The sequence below is a fragment of the Paraburkholderia sp. RL17-383-BIF-A genome (assembly GCF_046028015.1).
Classification (GTDB): domain Bacteria; phylum Pseudomonadota; class Gammaproteobacteria; order Burkholderiales; family Burkholderiaceae; genus Paraburkholderia.
Genome location: NZ_JARESR010000009.1, coordinates 234045 through 252148, shown reverse-complemented (window position 1 = coordinate 252148; position 18104 = coordinate 234045). Strand labels below are relative to the sequence as shown.

General features: G+C 61.6%; 16 protein-coding genes and 1 tRNA gene. 11 read left to right on the top strand and 6 right to left on the bottom strand.

All coding sequences use genetic code 11. The features are described 5' to 3' along the window. Window positions 1–186 precede the first annotated feature (186 nt). Window positions 187–1044 carry a FadR/GntR family transcriptional regulator gene (locus tag P0D71_RS13875; RefSeq protein ID WP_091804235.1) on the bottom strand — a complete coding sequence of 286 codons (858 nt, stop codon included), beginning with the start codon at window positions 1042–1044 and terminating at the stop codon, window positions 187–189. A gap of 283 nt (window positions 1045–1327) precedes the next feature. On the opposite strand from P0D71_RS13875, the gene P0D71_RS13870 reads away from it, so the two are divergent. The 8 genes from P0D71_RS13870 (at window position 1328) to P0D71_RS13835 (ending at window position 8963) form a co-directional block, all read left to right on the top strand. Then, window positions 1328–2536, top strand: a complete 1209-nt coding sequence (locus tag P0D71_RS13870; protein WP_091804232.1) for an ABC transporter substrate-binding protein — start codon at window positions 1328–1330, stop codon at window positions 2534–2536. A gap of 97 nt (window positions 2537–2633) precedes the next feature. Then, on the top strand, window positions 2634–3494 hold the full coding sequence (locus tag P0D71_RS13865) for a branched-chain amino acid ABC transporter permease (protein WP_091804229.1): 861 nt from the start codon (window positions 2634–2636) through the stop codon (window positions 3492–3494). Beyond that, complete coding sequence (locus P0D71_RS13860) at window positions 3491–4546, top strand: branched-chain amino acid ABC transporter permease (protein ID WP_408302845.1); 1056 nt, start codon at window positions 3491–3493, stop codon at window positions 4544–4546. Before P0D71_RS13865 ends, P0D71_RS13860 begins: the two co-directional genes overlap by 4 nt. Further along, on the top strand, window positions 4543–5310 hold the full coding sequence (locus P0D71_RS13855; protein WP_408480492.1) for an ABC transporter ATP-binding protein: 768 nt from the start codon (window positions 4543–4545) through the stop codon (window positions 5308–5310). Before P0D71_RS13860 ends, P0D71_RS13855 begins: the two co-directional genes overlap by 4 nt. Continuing rightward, window positions 5307–6008 (top strand): ABC transporter ATP-binding protein, encoded by a 702-nt coding sequence (locus P0D71_RS13850; RefSeq protein ID WP_408480490.1) that lies wholly within the window; start codon window positions 5307–5309, stop codon window positions 6006–6008. The genes P0D71_RS13855 and P0D71_RS13850 overlap by 4 nt, the downstream gene beginning before the upstream one ends. A gap of 32 nt (window positions 6009–6040) precedes the next feature. Continuing rightward, a complete protein-coding gene (locus P0D71_RS13845; RefSeq protein ID WP_408480488.1) occupies window positions 6041–7321 on the top strand; it encodes a Zn-dependent hydrolase in 1281 nt (426 codons plus the stop codon). After that, window positions 7318–8808: a M81 family metallopeptidase gene (locus P0D71_RS13840; RefSeq protein ID WP_408480486.1), complete on the top strand. Its 1491-nt coding sequence runs from the start codon at window positions 7318–7320 to the stop codon at window positions 8806–8808. The genes P0D71_RS13845 and P0D71_RS13840 overlap by 4 nt, the downstream gene beginning before the upstream one ends. 78 nt (window positions 8809–8886) lie before the next feature. Then, window positions 8887–8963 (top strand) — tRNA-Val (locus P0D71_RS13835). 261 nt (window positions 8964–9224) lie between these two features. Here the strand turns inward: P0D71_RS13835 and P0D71_RS13830 are convergent. From P0D71_RS13830 to P0D71_RS13810, 5 genes are all read right to left on the bottom strand, one after another. Next, window positions 9225–9359 (bottom strand): hypothetical protein, encoded by a 135-nt coding sequence (locus tag P0D71_RS13830; RefSeq protein WP_286162130.1) that lies wholly within the window; start codon window positions 9357–9359, stop codon window positions 9225–9227. A 3-nt stretch (window positions 9360–9362) separates the two neighbouring features. Next, window positions 9363–10418 carry a permease gene (locus P0D71_RS13825; protein WP_408184787.1) on the bottom strand — a complete coding sequence of 352 codons (1056 nt, stop codon included), beginning with the start codon at window positions 10416–10418 and terminating at the stop codon, window positions 9363–9365. Window positions 10419–10442: 24 nt separating this feature from the next. Next, window positions 10443–11510, bottom strand: coding sequence for a tRNA 2-selenouridine(34) synthase MnmH (mnmH, locus tag P0D71_RS13820; RefSeq protein WP_408480484.1), 1068 nt, complete (start codon window positions 11508–11510; stop codon window positions 10443–10445). 132 nt (window positions 11511–11642) lie between these two features. After that, a complete protein-coding gene (selD, locus tag P0D71_RS13815) occupies window positions 11643–12707 on the bottom strand; it encodes a selenide, water dikinase SelD (protein WP_408480482.1) in 1065 nt (354 codons plus the stop codon). Between the two features lie 106 nt (window positions 12708–12813). Beyond that, entirely contained in the window at window positions 12814–13173 is a 360-nt protein-coding gene (locus P0D71_RS13810; RefSeq protein ID WP_408480480.1) for a beta-xylosidase, read from the bottom strand. A 193-nt stretch (window positions 13174–13366) separates the two neighbouring features. On the opposite strand from P0D71_RS13810, the gene fdnG reads away from it, so the two are divergent. The 3 genes from fdnG to P0D71_RS13795 are packed head-to-tail and all read left to right on the top strand — an operon-like array spanning window position 13367 to window position 18020. After that, window positions 13367–16435 carry a formate dehydrogenase-N subunit alpha gene (gene fdnG, locus P0D71_RS13805; RefSeq protein WP_091804204.1) on the top strand — a complete coding sequence of 1023 codons (3069 nt, stop codon included), beginning with the start codon at window positions 13367–13369 and terminating at the stop codon, window positions 16433–16435. Window positions 16436–16444: 9 nt separating this feature from the next. After that, window positions 16445–17377: a formate dehydrogenase subunit beta gene (gene fdxH / locus P0D71_RS13800; RefSeq protein WP_007176169.1), complete on the top strand. Its 933-nt coding sequence runs from the start codon at window positions 16445–16447 to the stop codon at window positions 17375–17377. Further along, a complete protein-coding gene (locus P0D71_RS13795) occupies window positions 17364–18020 on the top strand; it encodes a formate dehydrogenase subunit gamma (RefSeq protein ID WP_091804199.1) in 657 nt (218 codons plus the stop codon). The genes fdxH and P0D71_RS13795 overlap by 14 nt, the downstream gene beginning before the upstream one ends. Window positions 18021–18104 lie beyond the last annotated feature (84 nt).

The following is an 18104-nucleotide window of genomic DNA, read 5'->3' as shown; positions in this document are numbered from 1 at the left end:
AGATACAGCCCGCCACCCTTCCCCAGACCCCCGACACCCGACACCCGACACCCGACACCCGACACCCGCCACCCGACACCTGTCACCTGTCACCTGCCACCTGCCACCTGCCACCTGCCACCTGCCACCTGCAATCTGCAATCTGCAATCTGCAATCTGCAATTTACCACCCGCCCGCAACCTGCATCAAACGTCACCGAACTCGTCATGGCCCTCATCAGGCGGCGTCACGCTTCGCGCCCGTACGCGCCGACGAATTTCCGAATCCAGGATCAGACGCCCACGCAGTTTTCCTTTCATTCGCTTCACATAGCGTGGCGCCTCGGTCATATGGATCACCATCAACTCACGCACTTTCTCCGCATCACGCTCACGTGCGGCTTTCGTGATCGCTTTATGAATCTTGACGTTAGCCTGACCAAAGCGCTCATGTTCGGACTGCGGAGTATCGTTACGAAACTCGATCAGTTGCCGGATCATTTCGTTGATCAGCTCACAACTGAAGCGCAGGAACGGGTTGGGATTCGCCGCCGCGAGGATATCGTGGAAATTCACGTCTTCCTGACGCTGCCGAACGATGTCCTGCCCGCCATGTGACGAAGCCGGTCGATCGCAACATGCAATGCTCGCGTCGAGTGCCTCGAAGTCCTGCTCTGTCAGATATGGCACGGCCCCTGCCGCGAGTTCGGGCTCCAGCAATTTGCGTACGGTGTAGATGTCATCGATCGATACATCCTTGAAAAACAGGTAGTTCTGCAGAAGTTGTAACGTACGATCGAGCGGCACCTCGACCACCATGCCGCCGCCGCTCGGACCCGTGGTCACTTTGATGAGACCCTGCACTTCAAGCGATTTCAACGCCTCGCGGATCGTGCTTTTACTTACCGAAAAGAGTTGCTGCAACTCCACCTCGCGAGGCAGCCGGTCGCCTGGCTTCAGGTCTTTCTCAGTGATGAGCCGCTTGATCTCCTCCGCGACCAGATCGCCGCGTTTCTGCTGCTTGATCTCGATCGCGGCGCCAGCCTTGGCGCGGTCCATGGCCATAGTCGATGCTCCCTAGATTGTCCTGCACGATCCTCGATCGACCCGCCGCCGCCGTCGCAGCCCGGAAGGTCGCCTCATGCTGCCAGGAATTTTGCCTTATTGACACTCGAATTTATTGTACCTACGATCGAGTCCAACCTATTTATCATGATAAATAGAACAAAGCCGGTGTGGTGGAAAACTTCACGACGGCCAGCAAGCCAAGTAGTCGATCTAGTCGTTCGCGCAATGCGTGCAGTTTCGTAGTCGGTCAGTGCGTGTCTCTTTCCTAAGGAGCGTCATTTTGAATCGCCGAAATATGTTGAAGCTGGCCGCGTTGTCGGCCGTTCCGGGGACGTTGGGCTCGCTGGTCGCGCGAAGCGCGTTCGCGCAGGCTGGCACCTTGCAGTTCGCCTGTCCGGTGCCCATGTCGGGTCCGTTTGCGGCAAACGGCAAATATGCCGACCTCGGCATGAAGCTCGCTATCGAGCAGTACGGCAAGGTGCTGGGTCAACCTCTCGCGTACACGGTACTCGACACAGAGGGCAAGCCGGCAACTGCGGTGCGCCGTGTGCAGGAAATCGCGCAACAAAAGAATGCACGCTTCTTTGCCGGCGGTATTCTGTCCTCCGAAGCATTGGCAATGGGCAAGGAAGTCCAGAAAGCCGGGGGCGTATTCATCACCACCGCAGGCGCGGACGAAATCACCGGAAAGGACTGCAACGACGCCACGTTCCGCTGGTCGGTGCCGACCTACGGAGCGATCGAGCAAACGGTACGTCCGCTGATCCAGATGCTGCCCAAAGCAAAACGCTGGTACACCATCACGCCGCAATACGTGTTCGGCGATGGTTTGCTGTCGGCCGCCAAGGCCATCTTCAAAGAGAAGGGCATCGAGCATGTGGGTAACAGCTACCACTCGCTCAATGAGAAGGAGTTCAGCGGCTATCTGACGAACGCAGTTGCGGCGAAGCCCGACGTTTTGCTGATTCTGAACTTCGGCTCGCAGTCGTCCGATACGTTGCGCCAGGCCGTGAGCTTTGGCATGAAGAACAATTGCACGATTCTGTTGGCGTGGGCATCCGGACTCGAGCAATTCGAATCGCTTGGCGCGGACCTTTGCGAAGGCGTCTATTTCGGCGCGCAGTACTGGCACGACATCGATTCGCCGCTCAACCGCGATCTGGTCAAGCGCACGAATGCTGCTTTCAAAGCGAACCCCAACTACAGCCTCGCGGGCTCCTATATCTGCACGAAGATTCTGCTCGACGGTATCGTGAAAGCAGGTAACGTCGATCCGAAGAAAGTGGTCGCCGCACTTGAAGGCATGAAATACGACGGTTTGACAGGCCCGGAGGAAGTCCGTAAAGGCGACCACCAGGTACTGAAGAACTATTATCTGCTGAAGGGCAAGGCGAAGAACAAGATGAAAAACGCCGACGACTACGCGGATATCGTGAGCTCCGGCCAGTCGTTCCTGCCGCTCGACAAGACCGGTTGCAAGATGGCTTGACGCCTGCCTGCACTGGCGCAGGCGAGCGCGGTATGCACATCGCGGCACAGCGGCGCCACAGCGCGTGCCCCTTCGCACCATCCTTTAGACGGACGCCATGAACGTTTATCTCCTGCAGGTCGTCAACGGCATCGGAGTGGGAATGCTGTATTTCCTGCTCGCGGTCGGTCTGTCGATCGTGTTCGGCTTGCTGCGCTTCGTGAATTTCGCGCACGGTGCGTTCTACCTGCTCGGCGCGTACTTCTGCTATCAGGCGATGCAATGGTCGATGAGTTTCTGGGCCGCGCTCGTGGTCGTCCCCATAGTAGTGGGCGCGCTCGCATGGGTCGTGGAGAAGCTGATTCTGCGGCATGTCTACGCGCAGCAGCATGAGTTCCATATTCTCGTGACGGTCGGTCTCGCACTCGTCGTGCAGGAATGCGCGATCCTGATCTGGGGGCCGCTGGGCGACAATGTAGCCGTGCCCGACATGCTGAACGGCGTAGTGATCTGGGGCAGCTTTGTGTATCCGAAATACCGCCTCTTCGTGATCGGCTTCACGGCGGTATTAGCGGCGCTTTTGTGGTGGGTGCTGGAAGGCACACGACTAGGCAGCGCGGTGCGCGCGGGCAGCGAATCGACTGAGATGGTCTCGTTGCTCGGTATCAACGTATTGCGCGTTTTCAGCCTCGTATTCGCGCTTGGCGCTGCGACGGCCGCATTGGCCGGCGTGCTTGCTGCGCCGATTCGCGGCGTCGATCCGTTCATGGGCATCGAAGCGCTCAGCGTCGCGTTCGTCGTGGTGGTGGTCGGCGGAATGGGTAATTTTTTGGGTGCATTGGTCGGCGGCCTACTGGTTGGGATCGTGCAAAGCGTGATGAGTACCTTGTGGCCGGAAGGTGCGCGACTCATGATCTACGTCGCAATGGCCGCGGTCCTGTTGTTGCGACCGAATGGTTTGCTCGGGAGGGCGGCATGATCGATTCCTCGAAGCCCATTGTGCAAAGCGCTTCATCGGCAAGAACTCAACCGGGCCTGAAGCATTCACTGCATCGCTATCGCTTCCTGTTGCTTGCGCTGCTGGTGGTCTGCATATTGCCGCTGACGCTGCGCTCCGGATCGCTGGCCACAGAAGTTCTGGTGTTCGCGCTCGCCGCACTCGGCTGCAATTTGCTGCTCGGCCACACAGGCTTGCTTTCGTTCGGGCAAGGCATTTTCTTCGGACTGGGCAGCTATAGTGCGGGACTGGTTCTGACCAAAACGGCGTTGCCCGTGCCCGTGGCGTTGCTTGCATCGGCTGTAATCGGCGCGGCGGCTGCGGCGCTCGTCGGCTGGTTTTCGATTCGTCAGCGCGGCACGTATTTCGTCATGCTAACGCTCGCGTTCGGGCAATTGTTCTATTTCCTCGCCTACACCACGCCCGATCTGACCGGCGGCGACAATGGGTTACTCGACATCCCGCGCCCGGCGCTCGGGCTGTTTGGCAAAACGCTCTTGCCGTTGACTTCGCCGTGGCAATACTACGGCTTCGTCGCCGTGCTCTTTCTCGTGGTGTTCTGGTTGTTGATGCGCGTATCGCACTCCGTGTTCGGCCGTACGTTGCTCGCGATTCGCGACAACGAAGCCCGCGCGGCCGCAGTGGGCTACGACGTCAAACGCTTCAAGCTGATGGCGTTCGTGATCTCCGGCGCGGTCACCGGGCTCGCGGGCGCGCTGCACGCGCTGATGACCGGCATCGCGCCGCTCTCGAACATCGACTATCACACGAGCGAGATGATCCTCGTGATGACCGTGATCGGCGGCACAGGCAATCTGTTCGCATCCGTACTAGGCGCCGCGTTTTACGTGCTGTTCGCCGATTGGCTCTCCACTTTGTGGCCGCGCTGGTTGTTGCTGCTCGGCATCGTGCTGATCGCCGTCAGCCTGTTCATGCAACGCGGGCTGTGGGGACTGGGCGAGCGCATCTGGCAATCGCTGCGCCGCCAATCATCCGCCAATGCCGATAATGCCGCGGACAAGGAGCCCGTATGAGCGAAGCCATTCTGCGAGCGAGTGGTGTTGTGAAGCGCTACGGCAAATTCACGGCGCTCTCCGACGTCACGTTGAACATCATGCCGCGCACGGTGCATTCCGTAATCGGTCCGAACGGCGCGGGAAAAACCACGCTGTTTCACGTGTTGACCGGCACGCTGCCGATCACCGAAGGCAAGATCGTATTCGACGGCCACGACGTGACGCGTGAGCCGGATCATAAACGTGTGCGGCGCGGCGTCGCGCGTTCGTTTCAGGTGACGAGCCTGTTCGCCAATCTGAGCGTACGAGAAAATCTGCGGCTCGCCGCGCAGGGTGTGGACGCGGTACGCGCGCTCAATGCGTGGACGCCGCCGCATGGTGCGCTCACTCATTCGGAGACTGTCGACAGTGTTCTCGAACGGCTCGCACTACAGCGTTTGAGCGAGGTATCGGCAGGCGCGCTTTCGCACGGTCAACAGCGGCGGCTGGAAGTCGGCATGGCGCTCGCCGCGCGACCCAAGGCGATCTTTCTGGATGAGCCGACCTCGGGCATGGGTATCGACGACCTCGACGATATGAAGCAGTTGATTCGCGGCTTGCGCGACGATTACACCGTTGTGCTGATCGAACACAACATGGGTATCGTGATGGACATTTCCGACACGATCACCGTCATGCAACAAGGGCGTGTGCTGGTGGAGGGGCGCCCCGACGACATTCGCGGCGATGAGCGCGTGCGCAGCGCCTATCTCGGCAACATGATCACCGGAGGCCGCGCATGATTCTCGACGTGCAGCAGATTCACGGCTTCTACGGCAAAAGCCATATCCTGCAAGGCGTGTCCCTGCAGATCGACGACGGTGAAACGGTGACGCTGTTGGGCCGCAATGGCGCCGGCAAGTCGACCACGCTGAAAGCGATTGCCGGCGTCGTGGCACCGCAGCGCGGCGCGATCACGTTCAATGGCGCCAAAATCAGCGGCCTGCCGCCGCATAAGATCGCCTCACGAGGTGTCTGTTTCGTGCCTGAGCATCGCGGTATCTTTCGTTTGCTCACGGTCGAGGAAAACTTACGGCTTGGCGCACGCAAAGATTCGCCGTGGCAGCTCGACGATATCTACCGCATTTTTCCGCGCCTCAAAGAGCGGCGTACCAACGGGGGCGCGCAGCTATCCGGCGGCGAACAGCAGATGCTGGCGATCGGCCGCGCGCTGATGAATCACCCGCGTTTGCTGATGCTCGACGAACCGGTGGAAGGCCTTGCGCCCGTGATCGTGGAAGAGATCGTCGCGCAACTCAAGCTGATCCGCGCGGCGGGCGTGGCGATTCTGCTGGTCGAGCAGAACCTCGAAGTTTGCACGCAACTCGCCGACCGGCATTACATCATCGAGCAAGGCGTGATCGTCTATTCAGGCGATAACGCGTCCTTTTCCGCGGACGATTCGATCAAGGACCGTTATCTCGGCGTCGGCGTGGTCTGACGCGCAGCAGTCTTCAACACGAGGAAGCATCGATGCAAGTTCATGAATCAACAACCGTCGCGACGTTCGCCGATCTGCGAGTCGACGGCGCGCGGCTCTGGGACAGTCTCATGCAACTCGCGCGAATCGGCGCGACCGATAAAGGCGGCGTATGCCGCCTCGCACTCACGGAGTTGGACCGCGAGGCGCGCGACCTTTTTATCGCATGGACGAAGGAGATTGGTTGCAGTGTGCGGGTCGACGCGATCGGCAATATCTTCGCGCGCCGCGCCGGTTTGCGCGATGATCTGCCGCCGGTCATGACCGGCAGCCACATCGATACGCAGCCCACGGGCGGCAAGTTCGACGGCAATTACGGCGTGCTTGCGGGTCTCGAAGTGCTGCGCACGCTCGCCGATGCCAATGTGCGGACGTTCGCGCCGCTGGAAGTCGCGGTGTGGACCAATGAAGAGGGCTCGCGCTTCGTGCCGGTGATGATGGGTTCCGGTGTGTTTGCCGGCGCGTTTACCTTGGAGCACGCACTCGAACAGCGCGACCGTGAAGGCGTCACGGTGCGTGACGCACTGTCGCAGATCGGATATGCCGGCGCGAACGAGAAGCCGCACGCCGTCGGCGCCTACTTCGAAGCGCATATCGAACAAGGGCCGGTGCTGGAAGCACATGACAAAACAATCGGCGTGGTGCAGGGCGCGCTCGGCCAACGCTGGTACGACGTGACCGTGCAGGGCATGGAAGCGCACGCCGGCCCGACGCCGATGGAACTGCGCCGCGACGCGCTGCTCGTCGCGGCGGATCTGATTCATGCCGTCAACCGCATTGCGCTCGATCACGCGCCTCATGGGCGCGGCACGGTCGGCTGGCTCGACGTGCATCCGAATTCGCGCAACGTGATTCCGGGCCGCGTGACACTCACCGTCGATCTGCGCGCCGCCGACGATGCCACGCTCACGGCCATGGATAGCGCGTTGCGCGCCGCATGCTCGTTGGCGGGCGAGCGAGCCGGCATCGAGGTAGGCGTCGAGCAGGTCGTGTATTTCCCGCCGCAACCGTTCGCCGCGGAACTGGTCGGCGCCGTGAAGCAGGGCGCCGACACGCTCGGTTTTTCGTCGATGGACGTGATCAGCGGCGCCGGCCACGACGCCGTTTATCTTGCGAGAGTCGCGCCCGCGGCGATGATCTTCGTGCCGTGCAAAGACGGCATCAGCCACAACGAGATCGAAGACGCGCGCGCGGACCATCTCGAAGCCGGTTGCAACGTGCTGTTGCAGGCCATGCTGAGCGCCGCGCAGAAAGCGGGGAGCGCAGACGCATGAAAGTCCTCATCGCGCGGATGAATCACGAGACCAACACGTTTTCACCGGTGGCCACGCCGTTGGCCGCGTTCGGGCGTAACGGCCCGAGCTATGGGCAAGACGCGTTCAACGAGAACAAAGGCATGCAAACGGCGATGGCCGCGTTCATCGACGCCGCCGAAAAGGAGCATGCGCAGATCGTGACGCCCGTGTCGGCGTCGGCGAATCCGAGCGGACCCGTTGAGGCCGCCGCTTACGACGCGATCTGCGAGGCGATCGTGTCGGCCGCGGCAGGTTGCGACGCCGTCATGCTCGATCTGCATGGCGCCATGGTCGCCGAGAATTCGAACGATGGTGAAGGCGACCTGCTCGAACGTGTGCGTGCGTTGCTGCCGGATGCGCCGATCGCGGTCGCGCTCGATCTGCATGGCAATGTCACGCAGAAAATGATCGACAACGCCAACGTGATCGTCAGCTTCAAGACCTATCCGCACGTCGATATGTACGAGACCGGCGCGCATGCGGCGCGTCTGATGTTCGACCTGGTGCACGGCAAGGCGAAGCCCGTGATTGCGTGGCGCCAGCCGCCGCTCCTCACGCATACGCTGCGCAGCGCGACTGCCGAAGGCGCGATGAAACGTGCCGTGGATGCCGCGCGCGCAGCCGAAGCCGAGGGCATGCTCGCGGTGTCGGTGCTATCTGGCTTCTCGCTGGCCGATATCGCGGCGCCGTGTATCAGCGTCGTGGTGGTCGGCAACGGCGAGCGCGGCGAAGCAGAGGCGGTGGCGGAGCGGATCGCTCGACAGATCTGGAGCGAGCGAGAAGACTTCGTGTATCGCAGCGCGCCGCTTGCTGAATCCGTCGCGCAAGCGGCGGCGCTCGCGAGAGACGCCGACAAGCCCGTGCTCCTGCTCGATCATGGCGACAACTGCATGTCGGGCGGCACATGCGACACGATGGATCTGCTCGAAGAAGCATTGAAGCAAAAGCTCGATGGTATCGTGAGCGGGCCGTTGTGCGACCCGCAAGCGGTCGCGGCGTTGATGGCGGCGGGCGTCGGCAGCACGGTGACGGTGACCATCGGCAACAAGGTTGCGAGCGATGCGATAGCGCCGCGCCTGCCGCTTGCCGTGACGGGTGTGGTGCGCGCGCTGACCGACGGCGAGTACATCATCAGCGGCCCGACCTACACCGGACAGCGTGCTTTCATGGGACGCGCGGCGGTACTCGACACCGGCGCCATCAAGCTCGTGATCACCGAGCGCACGCACGAACCATGGGACCTCGGCGTATTCGAGAGCGTCGGCATCGATCCGCGTCGCGCGCGTTTCCTGTTGCTCAAATCGCGCATGTACTGCCGGCCGGTTTTCGTGCCCATCGCCGCAGCGCTGGTGGAATGCGACAGCCGCGGCGTGACGAGTTCGGATTACGGGCTGTTCGCTTTCGAGCACGTGAAGCGGCCGGTGTATCCGCTGGATGCGCAGACCGAGTGGGCACTCACGAACTGATTGCCACGCGCTCGCCAACTTAAGTGGCGTTAGGGGCTTGTGCAGGGCGCAGAGGTTCTCTATAATTCGCGCCTCTAAAGGCTCGTAGCTCAGTTGGTTAGAGCACCACCTTGACATGGTGGGGGTCGTTGGTTCGAATCCAATCGAGCCTACCAACGCATCCTTGACGTAGACGAAAGCGGCTCCGCTTTCGTCTACTGTCAGGTTCTCGCATTACCTCGGCGCACTGTTTGATCGTGCCGCTGTCCTGTCGGTCTTCCCTTTCCGTATTATCTCCACCTCGTCATCAGCGTGGCGCACGTGCGATCGTTCAGGCGCTGGACAGGTATCCGCTTGAAACGACGCCCAGCGCTATTGCGAGACCTTCGCGTCAGCAATCAGGTCTCGCGCCTTTTCAGAGCGGATGCAGCGCGCTGTTACGGGCGAAGCAGATCGAAGCCCGCCAGCGCGACGACCCCGCTCACCACGATCAGCGCGACCGAATGCTGGCCGAAGTAGAGCAGGCCGGCGGCCGACCAGCTCGTCATTGCAAATGCGGCGATACGTTTCATGCTTTAAAACCCCAAGGCGACTGCCAGCAACCCACTGACCACGCCGCACACCGCCACGGCCAAGGCTACGACCGTCAGCACGCGGCGCGGGAAAGAGCGGGAGAGCATGGCCATTGAAGGCACGCTGACCAACGGCAGCGTCATCAGCAACGCGCCCGCCGGACCGGCGGCCATGCCGAACGAGAGCATGGCCTGGATGATCGGTACTTCGCCCGCGGTCGGAATCACGAACAGCGTGCCGGCGATAGACAACGCGATGATCCACAGCAGGCTGTTGTCGATCTCCGGTCCGACATGCGGAAACAGCCATGTGCGCGCTGCGCCGAGAATCAGCACCAGCACGATGTATTCGGGAATGAGCCGCAACGTCATCGTGCCGAGGATTTTTACCCAGCGTGCGAATGCCGTGCTGGGCACATCGGCGGAGATCAGTTGCGCCATGGCTTCGCGTGACGCTTCGGCTTCCTTTGGCGTGACCATGCGATTCACCAGATAGCCGAGGCCGAACACCATCACGATGCCCAGTGCGAGGCGCAGGCCCATCCACTGCCAGCCGAGCACGAAGCCCATGAAGATCAGCGTAGCCGGATTCAAAGCGGTATTGCCGAGCCAGAACGCGATCGCCGCGCCCGGCGCCGCCTGGCGCGCGCGCAAGCCCGCTACGACGGGTGCGGCGCAGCAGGTGCACATCATGCCCGGCAGCGACATCAGACCGCCTTTCACCACGCTGCTGAAATCGGTCCGGCCGAGCGCACGCGCGACCCATTGCGGCGGAATCAGCGCCTGCACCGCCGAGCCGAGCAGCAGCCCCAGCACCATGGCTTGCCAGATCGCTTTGCCGTAGGCGAGGGCGTAATCGATTGCCGCCTGCCATGACGCCGCCGGTGCGCTCGCCGACGTACCCATCAGAATGGATTTGCCGATGGAGTGCTGGCTCGCGGCAACGAAGGCGCGGTTGTAGTACGGGAACCACTTCACATAAAAGAGGCCGACGACGGCAATCAGCAGAAACACGATCCAGCCAAGCGCGACGCGCGGTTGTCGAAGGGTTGATTGCATGGTGGTCTTAAGCGTTGGTTTTAATCAGATGACAGTGAGCGCGCTGCTGTCGACCTGCGCAAGCAGTGCGCTTGCCTGGTCGACGACATCGGCGCCGTTGGGCCGGAAATTGAACTTCAGGGCGTGCGGCAATTGAACGAAATGTTCATGGCTGCTGCGCGCATAGGCGGGGTCGTAGTGCCGCTCGATCAACTCATGCGCGAGTTCGGCGCGCCGGTTGTCGTCGACGAGCCGTTGCCAGCCCGTGACGCGTTCCCGGCTGTGCAAGCCGATCAGTCTTTGCAGTTGTCCCTTCAGCGACTCGGGATCGTCGAACAGATGCGCATAGTCGTGCAGCAGGAACGCCGCGCGATCTTCGCGGCTCGACATCACCTCGACGCAGCGGCCCCGATGAAACGTGTCGAGCAGCGCGAGCGGCAATGCGACGGAGCCGATGCGCCGGCTCTCCGCTTCCACGAAGACCGGCCGTAACGGATCGAACGTGCGCAGAGCGGTGACGAGCAGCGTATCGAAACGCTTCTGCGACGGCTGCGGCACGCCGGCCCACGCGCCTAGCAGCGAGCCGCGGTGCGAGGCCAGCGCTTCGAGATCCAGCGTCTGCGCGCCCGCCGCGTTCAAGGCCGCCAGCAGGCGTGTCTTGCCGCTGCCGGTCGGGCCCACCAGCGCAATGTATGAAAACGTTGCCGGCAAAGTGTCGAGCGTGTCCAGCGTGGCCCGCCGGTAACTCTTGTAGCCGCCGTCCAGCTGACGCGCCTGCCAGCCGATCATATTGAACAGCGTGGTCACCGAGCCGGAGCGCTTGCCGCCGCGCCAGCAATAGATCAGCGGTCGCCAGTTGCGCGGCCGGTCGGCGAAGGTGGTTTCCAGATGCTGCGCGATATTGCGCGCGACCAGCGCAGCGCCGATCCGCGTGCCTTCGAAAGGTGACACCTGCTTGTAGGTCGTGCCGACCAGCACGCGCTCCTCATTGCTCAGCACCGGCGCATTGAGTGCGCCCGGAATATGGTCTTCCGCGAATTCGAGGGGCGTGCGCACATCGATGATTTCATCGAAATCACCGGCTTTTTCGAGGCTGACGAGTAGGTTTTTCAAGGAGTTAGGGGCGAAACAGGCCTGCGGGGAGGTCGAAATTATCGCATGCGCCGTAAATACCGGCAGGCGGAGCGCTCAGGACAGCTTGCCGGACATACGCGCCCCGGCCGTTGCTTGCGCCGGCCGGCTCCTTCAGATCACCTCGACGCGGCCTTCGCCACTGACCATGTCGCCGATCACGCAGGCCGCGCCGAACCCGTCGGCGTGGAACAGGGCGAGAACCTCGTCGACGGCTTGCGGCGCGCACGAGACCAGCAAGCCGCCCGAGGTTTGCGGATCGGTGAGCAGGGTGCGCGCCGTCGCCGGCAATGAGGATGGCAAAACGATATCTCGACCGTATGCGTCCCAATTGCGTCCCGAAGCGCCGGTGAAGATGCCGGCTTCCGCGAGGCCGACCACGTCCGGCAGCCACGGCAGGTCCGCGTAGCGCACGCGGGCGGTCAGGTTCGAGCCGCGCGCCAGTTCCAGCGTATGGCCGAGCAGGCCGAAGCCCGTGATGTCCGTGAGCGCATGCACGCCGTCGAGCTTCGACAGCTCGGCGCCCGGGCGATTGAGCTTGGTCGTCGCGGCGATCATGGCCGCGTAGCCGGCTGCGTCGAGCCGGTCTTTCTTCAGTGCCGCCGAGAGAATGCCCACGCCCAACGGCTTACCGAGAATCAGCACATCGCCCGCTTGTGCGCCCGCGTTGCGCTTCACGCGCTTCGGGTCGACCACGCCGATGGCGACGAGGCCGTAGATCGGCTCGACCGAATCGATCGAATGACCGCCGGCGAGCGGAATGCCGGCCTCGGCGCATACGGATTCGCCGCCCTTCAGCACGGCTGCGATCACGTCGTGCGGCAGCACGTTGATCGGCATGCCGACGATGGCCAGCGCCATGAGCGGCTTGCCGCCCATCGCGTACACGTCGGACAGCGCATTGGTCGCGGCGATGCGGCCGAAGTCGAACGGGTCGTCGACGATCGGCATGAAGAAGTCGGTGGTGGCGACGATCGCCTGCTCGTCGTTGAGTTTGTAGACGGCGGCGTCGTCGGCTGTGTCGTTGCCGACCAGCAGGTCGGGAAAGAACGGCAATGGTGCACTGCGCTTGAGCAGATCGGCCAGCAGGCCAGGCGCGATCTTGCAGCCACAGCCTCCGCCGTGCGACAGACTGGTCAGGCGGGGAGACGTGCTTGCTTGGGCAGGGGTATCGGTCATTGTGGCGGACATTTCAGGCTACGAATCACCGCATTATGAATGGTGTTCGTTCTCCGCGCAGAGAAGCGGCGCAAAGCGCGCCGCCATGACGCGGCGAGTCGACGCGCTATTTATTGCTGCCCGCCCCTGTGCCGTAGAGCCCGTTCTCGAATCCGCCCGCGCCTTGCGTCTTGTGTCCTTGCCCTGCGGTCTTGCCGCGTGAATTCGCCGAGCCGCCATCCTTCGTTTGCGGCTTGTTTGATTCATGAACCATGGACGCGGACGAATCGGGCGCCGATCCCATTGAAGATGTGCGCTTTTCCTGCTGCGACGAGCCGCTGCCTTGAGTGATCTGAGCAAGGCTGCATTGACTGGACGCGAACATCGCCATGCCGAGCGCAAATGACGCGACAGCTGCCGGCAGCCGCTGTTTTACTGCGCTGCAAAAATTGCCTGCGTGAGATGAATGGAGCGGATGGTGGGTCATGGGTGGGTAAGGATCCGAAGTGAGGGTGGATTCGTCACTTACCCTCTCAGCAAAAACAATGCCCCGCCTTTGAGATGCCGGCTGTTCCGCTTCATATTTGATCGCCTGGTAGTTGGTAGAAGTTCTCGCTGCAGGACTTTATGTCGGCCTCTATAATCATGATCAGTATCCCAAAAAGAGCCGAGGCCATTCAATGCCCCATATGTCCCGGCGACAATTTCTGAAGGTCTCCGCCACCACGCTAGCCGGATCGAGTCTCGCCCTCATGGGCTTCTCACCGACGCCCGCGTTAGCGGAAGTCCGTCAGTACAAGTTGTCGCGCACAACCGAAACCCGCAATACCTGCCCGTACTGTTCGGTAGGCTGCGGCATCCTGATGTATGGACTGGGCGACAACGCCAAGAACGCGAAGTCCAGCATCATTCACATCGAAGGCGATCCCGACCACCCGGTCAATCGCGGCACGCTATGCCCGAAGGGCGCGAGCCTGATCGACTTCATTCATAGCCCGAGCCGTCTGAAGTATCCGGAGTACCGCGCGGCCGGCTCGAATGAATGGAAGCGCATTTCGTGGGAAGACGCGCTCGACCGCATTGCGAAATTGATGAAGGAGGATCGCGATGCCAACTTCGTCGAGACAACCGCAGACGGCAAGAAGGTCAACCGCTGGCTGACCACCGGCATGCTCGCAGCATCGGCCGGTAGCAATGAAGTCGGTTATTTGACGCACAAGACTGTACGCAGTCTTGGCATGCTCGCATTCGATAATCAAGCACGTGTCTGACACGGCCCGACGGTGGCAGGTCTTGCCCCGACGTTTGGCCGTGGAGCGATGACGAACCATTGGGTCGACATCAAGAACGCGGATGTGATTCTCGTGATGGGCGGCAATGCGGCCGAGGCACACCCATGCGGTTTCAAGTGGGTCACCGAAGCCAAGGCGCACCGCAAGGCAAGATTGGTCGTGGTCGATCCGCGCTTTACGCGCACGGCATCGGTTGCGGACTATTACGCACAGATTCGGACCGGCTCGGACATCGTGTTCCTAGGTGGGGTGATCAACTATTTGCTCACCAACGACAAGATCCAGCACGAGTATGTAAAGAACTACACGGACATGCCGTTCATCGTTCGTGAGGACTTTTCGTTTACCGACGGCCTGTATTCCGGCTACGACGCCGAGAAGCGCAAGTACGACAAGAGTTCGTGGGATTACGAACGCGGCGACGACGGCTTTGCCAAAGTCGATCCGACGTTGCAGCACCCGCGCTGTGTCTATCAACTGATGAAGCAGCACTACTCGCGCTATACGCCCGAGCAGGTCGAGAAAATTTGCGGCACGCCGAAGGAAAAATTCCTCAAGGTGTGCGAGATGCTGGCATCGACGGCAGTGCCGGGACGCGCCGGTACGATCCTGTACGCGCTCGGCTGGACGCATCACTCGATCGGCGCGCAGATCATCCGCACCGGCGCGATGGTGCAATTGCTGCTGGGCAATATCGGCATTGCGGGCGGCGGCATGAATGCGCTGCGCGGTCACTCGAACATTCAGGGTTTGACCGACCTCGGCCTGATGTCGAACCTCTTGCCGGGTTACATGACGCTGCCGCTGGAAGCCGAGCAGGACTTCGACGCCTTCATCACGAAGCGCGCGAGCCAGCCGTTGCGGCCGAATCAGTTGAGCTACTGGCGCAACTATCGCGCATTCCATGTCAGTTTCATGAAGTCGTGGTGGGGCGACAACGCGACCGCGGAGAACAACTTCGGGTTCGACTATCTGCCGAAGCTCGATAAGTCATACGACATGCTGCAGGTCTTCGAGCTGATGAATCAAGGCAAGATGACCGGCTACATCGCGCAGGGCTTCAACCCGCTCGCCGCCGCGCCGAACAAGGCGAAGATCGGCGCGGGTCTGGCCAAGCTGAAGTGGCTCGTCATCATGGATCCGCTCGCCACTGAAACGTCCGAGTTCTGGAAGAATTTCGGCGAGTTCAATGACGTCGATCCGTCGAAGATTCAAACGGAGGTGTTCCGTTTGCCGACCACCTGTTTCGCGGAAGAACGCGGTTCGCTGGTCAGTTCCAGCCGCGTGCTGCAGTGGCATTGGCAGGGCGCGGACGGCCCCGGCGAATCGAAGAGCGACCTGGAGATCATGTCGGGGTTGTGGCTGCGCATTCGCGAGGCTTATAAGAAGAACGGCGGGAAGTATCCCGATCCGATTCTCAACATGAGCTGGCCGTATGCCAACCCGGAAAGCCCGACGCCGGAAGAAATCGCGATGGAGTTCAACGGCAAGGCGCTCGCCGACGTCACCGACGCGACCGACAAAACCAAGGTGCTCGCGAAGAAGGGCGAACAACTGGCGAGTTTCGCGCAGTTGCGCGACGACGGCAGCACCGCGAGCGGTTGCTGGATCTTCTGCGGCTCGTGGACCCAGGCGGGCAATCAGATGGGCCGGCGCGACAACTCCGATCCGACCGGCATCGGCAACACGCTCAACTGGGCATGGGCCTGGCCTGCGAACCGGCGGATTCTGTACAACCGCGCTTCATGCGACGTCAGCGGCAAGCCGTTCGATCCGAAGCGCAAGCTGATCGCGTGGAACGGCAAGACGTGGTCGGGAGCGGATATTCCCGACTTCAAGGTGGACGAACCGCCCGAAAACGGCATGAATCCGTTCATCATGAACCCGGAGGGCGTGGCGCGCTTCTTCTCGCGTGACGGTCTGGTGGAAGGGCCATTCCCCGAGCACTACGAACCGTTTGAGACGCCGCTCGGCTACAACCCGCTGCATCCGGACAACAAGCTGGTGGTCAGCAGCCCGGCGGCACGCGTGTTCCCCGACGACAAGGCTGCGTTCGGCACGCACGAGAACTTCCCGCACACCGCGACCACGTATCGTCTGACCGAACATTTCCACTACTGGACCAAGCACGCCCGTTTGAATGCGATCGTGCAGCCGCAACAGTTCGTGGAGATCGGCGAGGATCTGGCGAAGGAAGTGGGCGTGGTGGCCGGGGATCGCGTGAAGGTGTCGTCCAATCGCGGGCATATCATTGCCGTGGCGCTCGTTACCAAGCGGATCAAGCCGCTAATGATCGAAGGAAAGAAAGTCCAGACCGTTGGCCTGCCGTTGCATTGGGGCTTCAAGGGACTCACGAAGCCGGGCTATCTCGTCAATACGCTGACGCCCTCCGTGGGCGATGGGAATTCGCAAACACCGGAATTCAAGTCGTTCCTCGTCAAGGTCGAAAAGGCATAAGGAAAAGAGATGGCACTGCAATCACTGGACATCAAACGCCTCTCGGCCACGACCTTGCCTGAACCGCAAGTGCGTGAGCCGGTCACGGGCACGGTCGCCAAGCTCATCGACGTGTCGAAGTGCATTGGCTGCAAGGCGTGTCAGACCGCCTGCATGGAGTGGAACGATCTGCGCGACGAAGTCGGCACGACGACCGGCATCTACGACAACCCGCGCGATCTGAGCGAGCATTCGTGGACCGTCATGCGGTTCTCGGAATACGAGAACACCGAAGGCGATCTCGAGTGGCTGATCCGCAAGGACGGCTGCATGCACTGCGAGGATCCGGGCTGTCTGAAGGCCTGCCCGTCGCCGGGCGCGATCGTGCAGTACACGAACGGGATCGTGGATTTCCACGAGGAAAACTGCATTGGCTGCGGCTATTGCGTGACCGGTTGCCCGTTCAACGTGCCGCGCATTTCGAAGAAGGACAACCGCGCGTACAAGTGCACGCTGTGCTCGGACCGCGTGGCGGTCGGTCAGGAACCGGCTTGCGTGAAGACGTGCCCGACCGGCGCGATCATGTTCGGCACCAAGGAGGACATGAAGCAGCAGGCCGCCGACCGGGTGGAAGATCTGAAGGAACGCGGTTTCCAGAATGCCGGCTTGTACGATCCGGCCGGCGTGGGCGGCACGCACGTCATGTACGTGCTGCATCACGCCGACAAAGCGAACCTGTATCACGGTTTGCCGCAGAATCCGAAGATCAGCGCGATGGTCGGGCTGTGGAAAGGACTGGCCAAGCCGCTGGCGCTCGCGGGTATCGCGTTCGCGGCGGTGGCCGGGTTCTTCCACTACACGCGTGTGGGTCCGAACGAGGTGAGCGAGGCGGAAGAAGCCGAAGCCCAGCACGAAGCCGACGAAGCACGCCGTTCGCGGGAGGCATCCAATGAAGCACCCTGAGCATACCGAGTTGAAGGACGTGAGGGGCAACAGCCTGATCGTGCGCTACACGCCCAATGAGCGTACGAATCACTGGATCACCGCCATCACGTTCGTGCTGCTGGCGCTCTCCGGCCTCGCCATGTTTCATCCGGCCATGTCGTGGCTCTATGCGATCTTCGGCGGCGGTCAATGGACGCGGATTCTGCATCCGTTCGTGGGCTGCGTGATGTTTCTCTCGTTCCTGATTCTTGCGTTGCGCTTCTGGCACCACAACTATCTGGACAAGGCCGACATTCAGTGGATGAGGCAGATCGACGACGTGCTCAACAATCGCGAGGAAAAGCTCCCCGCGATCGGCAAGTACAACGCCGGTCAAAAGCTGCTATTTTTCACGATGGTGATCTGCCTGCTGCTGTTGCTGGCGAGCGGCATCGTGATCTGGCGGCGCTACTTCTCGTTCTATTTTCCGATCGAGATTATCCGGCTCGCGGCCGTGGTGCATGCCGCGGCGGCGTTCGTGCTGATCGTCGGCATCGTCGTGCATATTTATGCGGCGTTGTGGATCAAGGGGTCGATCGGCGCCATGACGCGCGGCACCGTGACCTACGGGTGGGCGAGAAAGCATCATCCGAACTGGTTCAAGGAAATCATCGGTAAATAGCGCGCCACGCCCAGGCAACCCAGGCAGCGCGATGCAAAGCGCGCTGCACCCGAGCCGCCGCCCTTGTTCGATGAAGGGCGGCGG

Coding starts and splice junctions, on each gene's coding strand:
- P0D71_RS13875 (WP_091804235.1), bottom strand. CDS start 1,044: ATGGCCATGGACCGCGCCAAGGCTGGCGCCGCGATCGAGATCAAGCAG.
- P0D71_RS13865 (WP_091804229.1), top strand. CDS start 2,634: ATGAACGTTTATCTCCTGCAGGTCGTCAACGGCATCGGAGTGGGAATG.
- P0D71_RS13860 (WP_408302845.1), top strand. CDS start 3,491: ATGATCGATTCCTCGAAGCCCATTGTGCAAAGCGCTTCATCGGCAAGA.
- P0D71_RS13855 (WP_408480492.1), top strand. CDS start 4,543: ATGAGCGAAGCCATTCTGCGAGCGAGTGGTGTTGTGAAGCGCTACGGC.
- P0D71_RS13850 (WP_408480490.1), top strand. CDS start 5,307: ATGATTCTCGACGTGCAGCAGATTCACGGCTTCTACGGCAAAAGCCAT.
- P0D71_RS13845 (WP_408480488.1), top strand. CDS start 6,041: ATGCAAGTTCATGAATCAACAACCGTCGCGACGTTCGCCGATCTGCGA.
- P0D71_RS13840 (WP_408480486.1), top strand. CDS start 7,318: ATGAAAGTCCTCATCGCGCGGATGAATCACGAGACCAACACGTTTTCA.
- P0D71_RS13830 (WP_286162130.1), bottom strand. CDS start 9,359: ATGAAACGTATCGCCGCATTTGCAATGACGAGCTGGTCGGCCGCCGGC.
- P0D71_RS13825 (WP_408184787.1), bottom strand. CDS start 10,418: ATGCAATCAACCCTTCGACAACCGCGCGTCGCGCTTGGCTGGATCGTG.
- selD (WP_408480482.1), bottom strand. CDS start 12,707: ATGACCGATACCCCTGCCCAAGCAAGCACGTCTCCCCGCCTGACCAGT.
- P0D71_RS13810 (WP_408480480.1), bottom strand. CDS start 13,173: ATGACCCACCATCCGCTCCATTCATCTCACGCAGGCAATTTTTGCAGC.
- fdxH (WP_007176169.1), top strand. CDS start 16,445: ATGGCACTGCAATCACTGGACATCAAACGCCTCTCGGCCACGACCTTG.
- P0D71_RS13795 (WP_091804199.1), top strand. CDS start 17,364: ATGAAGCACCCTGAGCATACCGAGTTGAAGGACGTGAGGGGCAACAGC.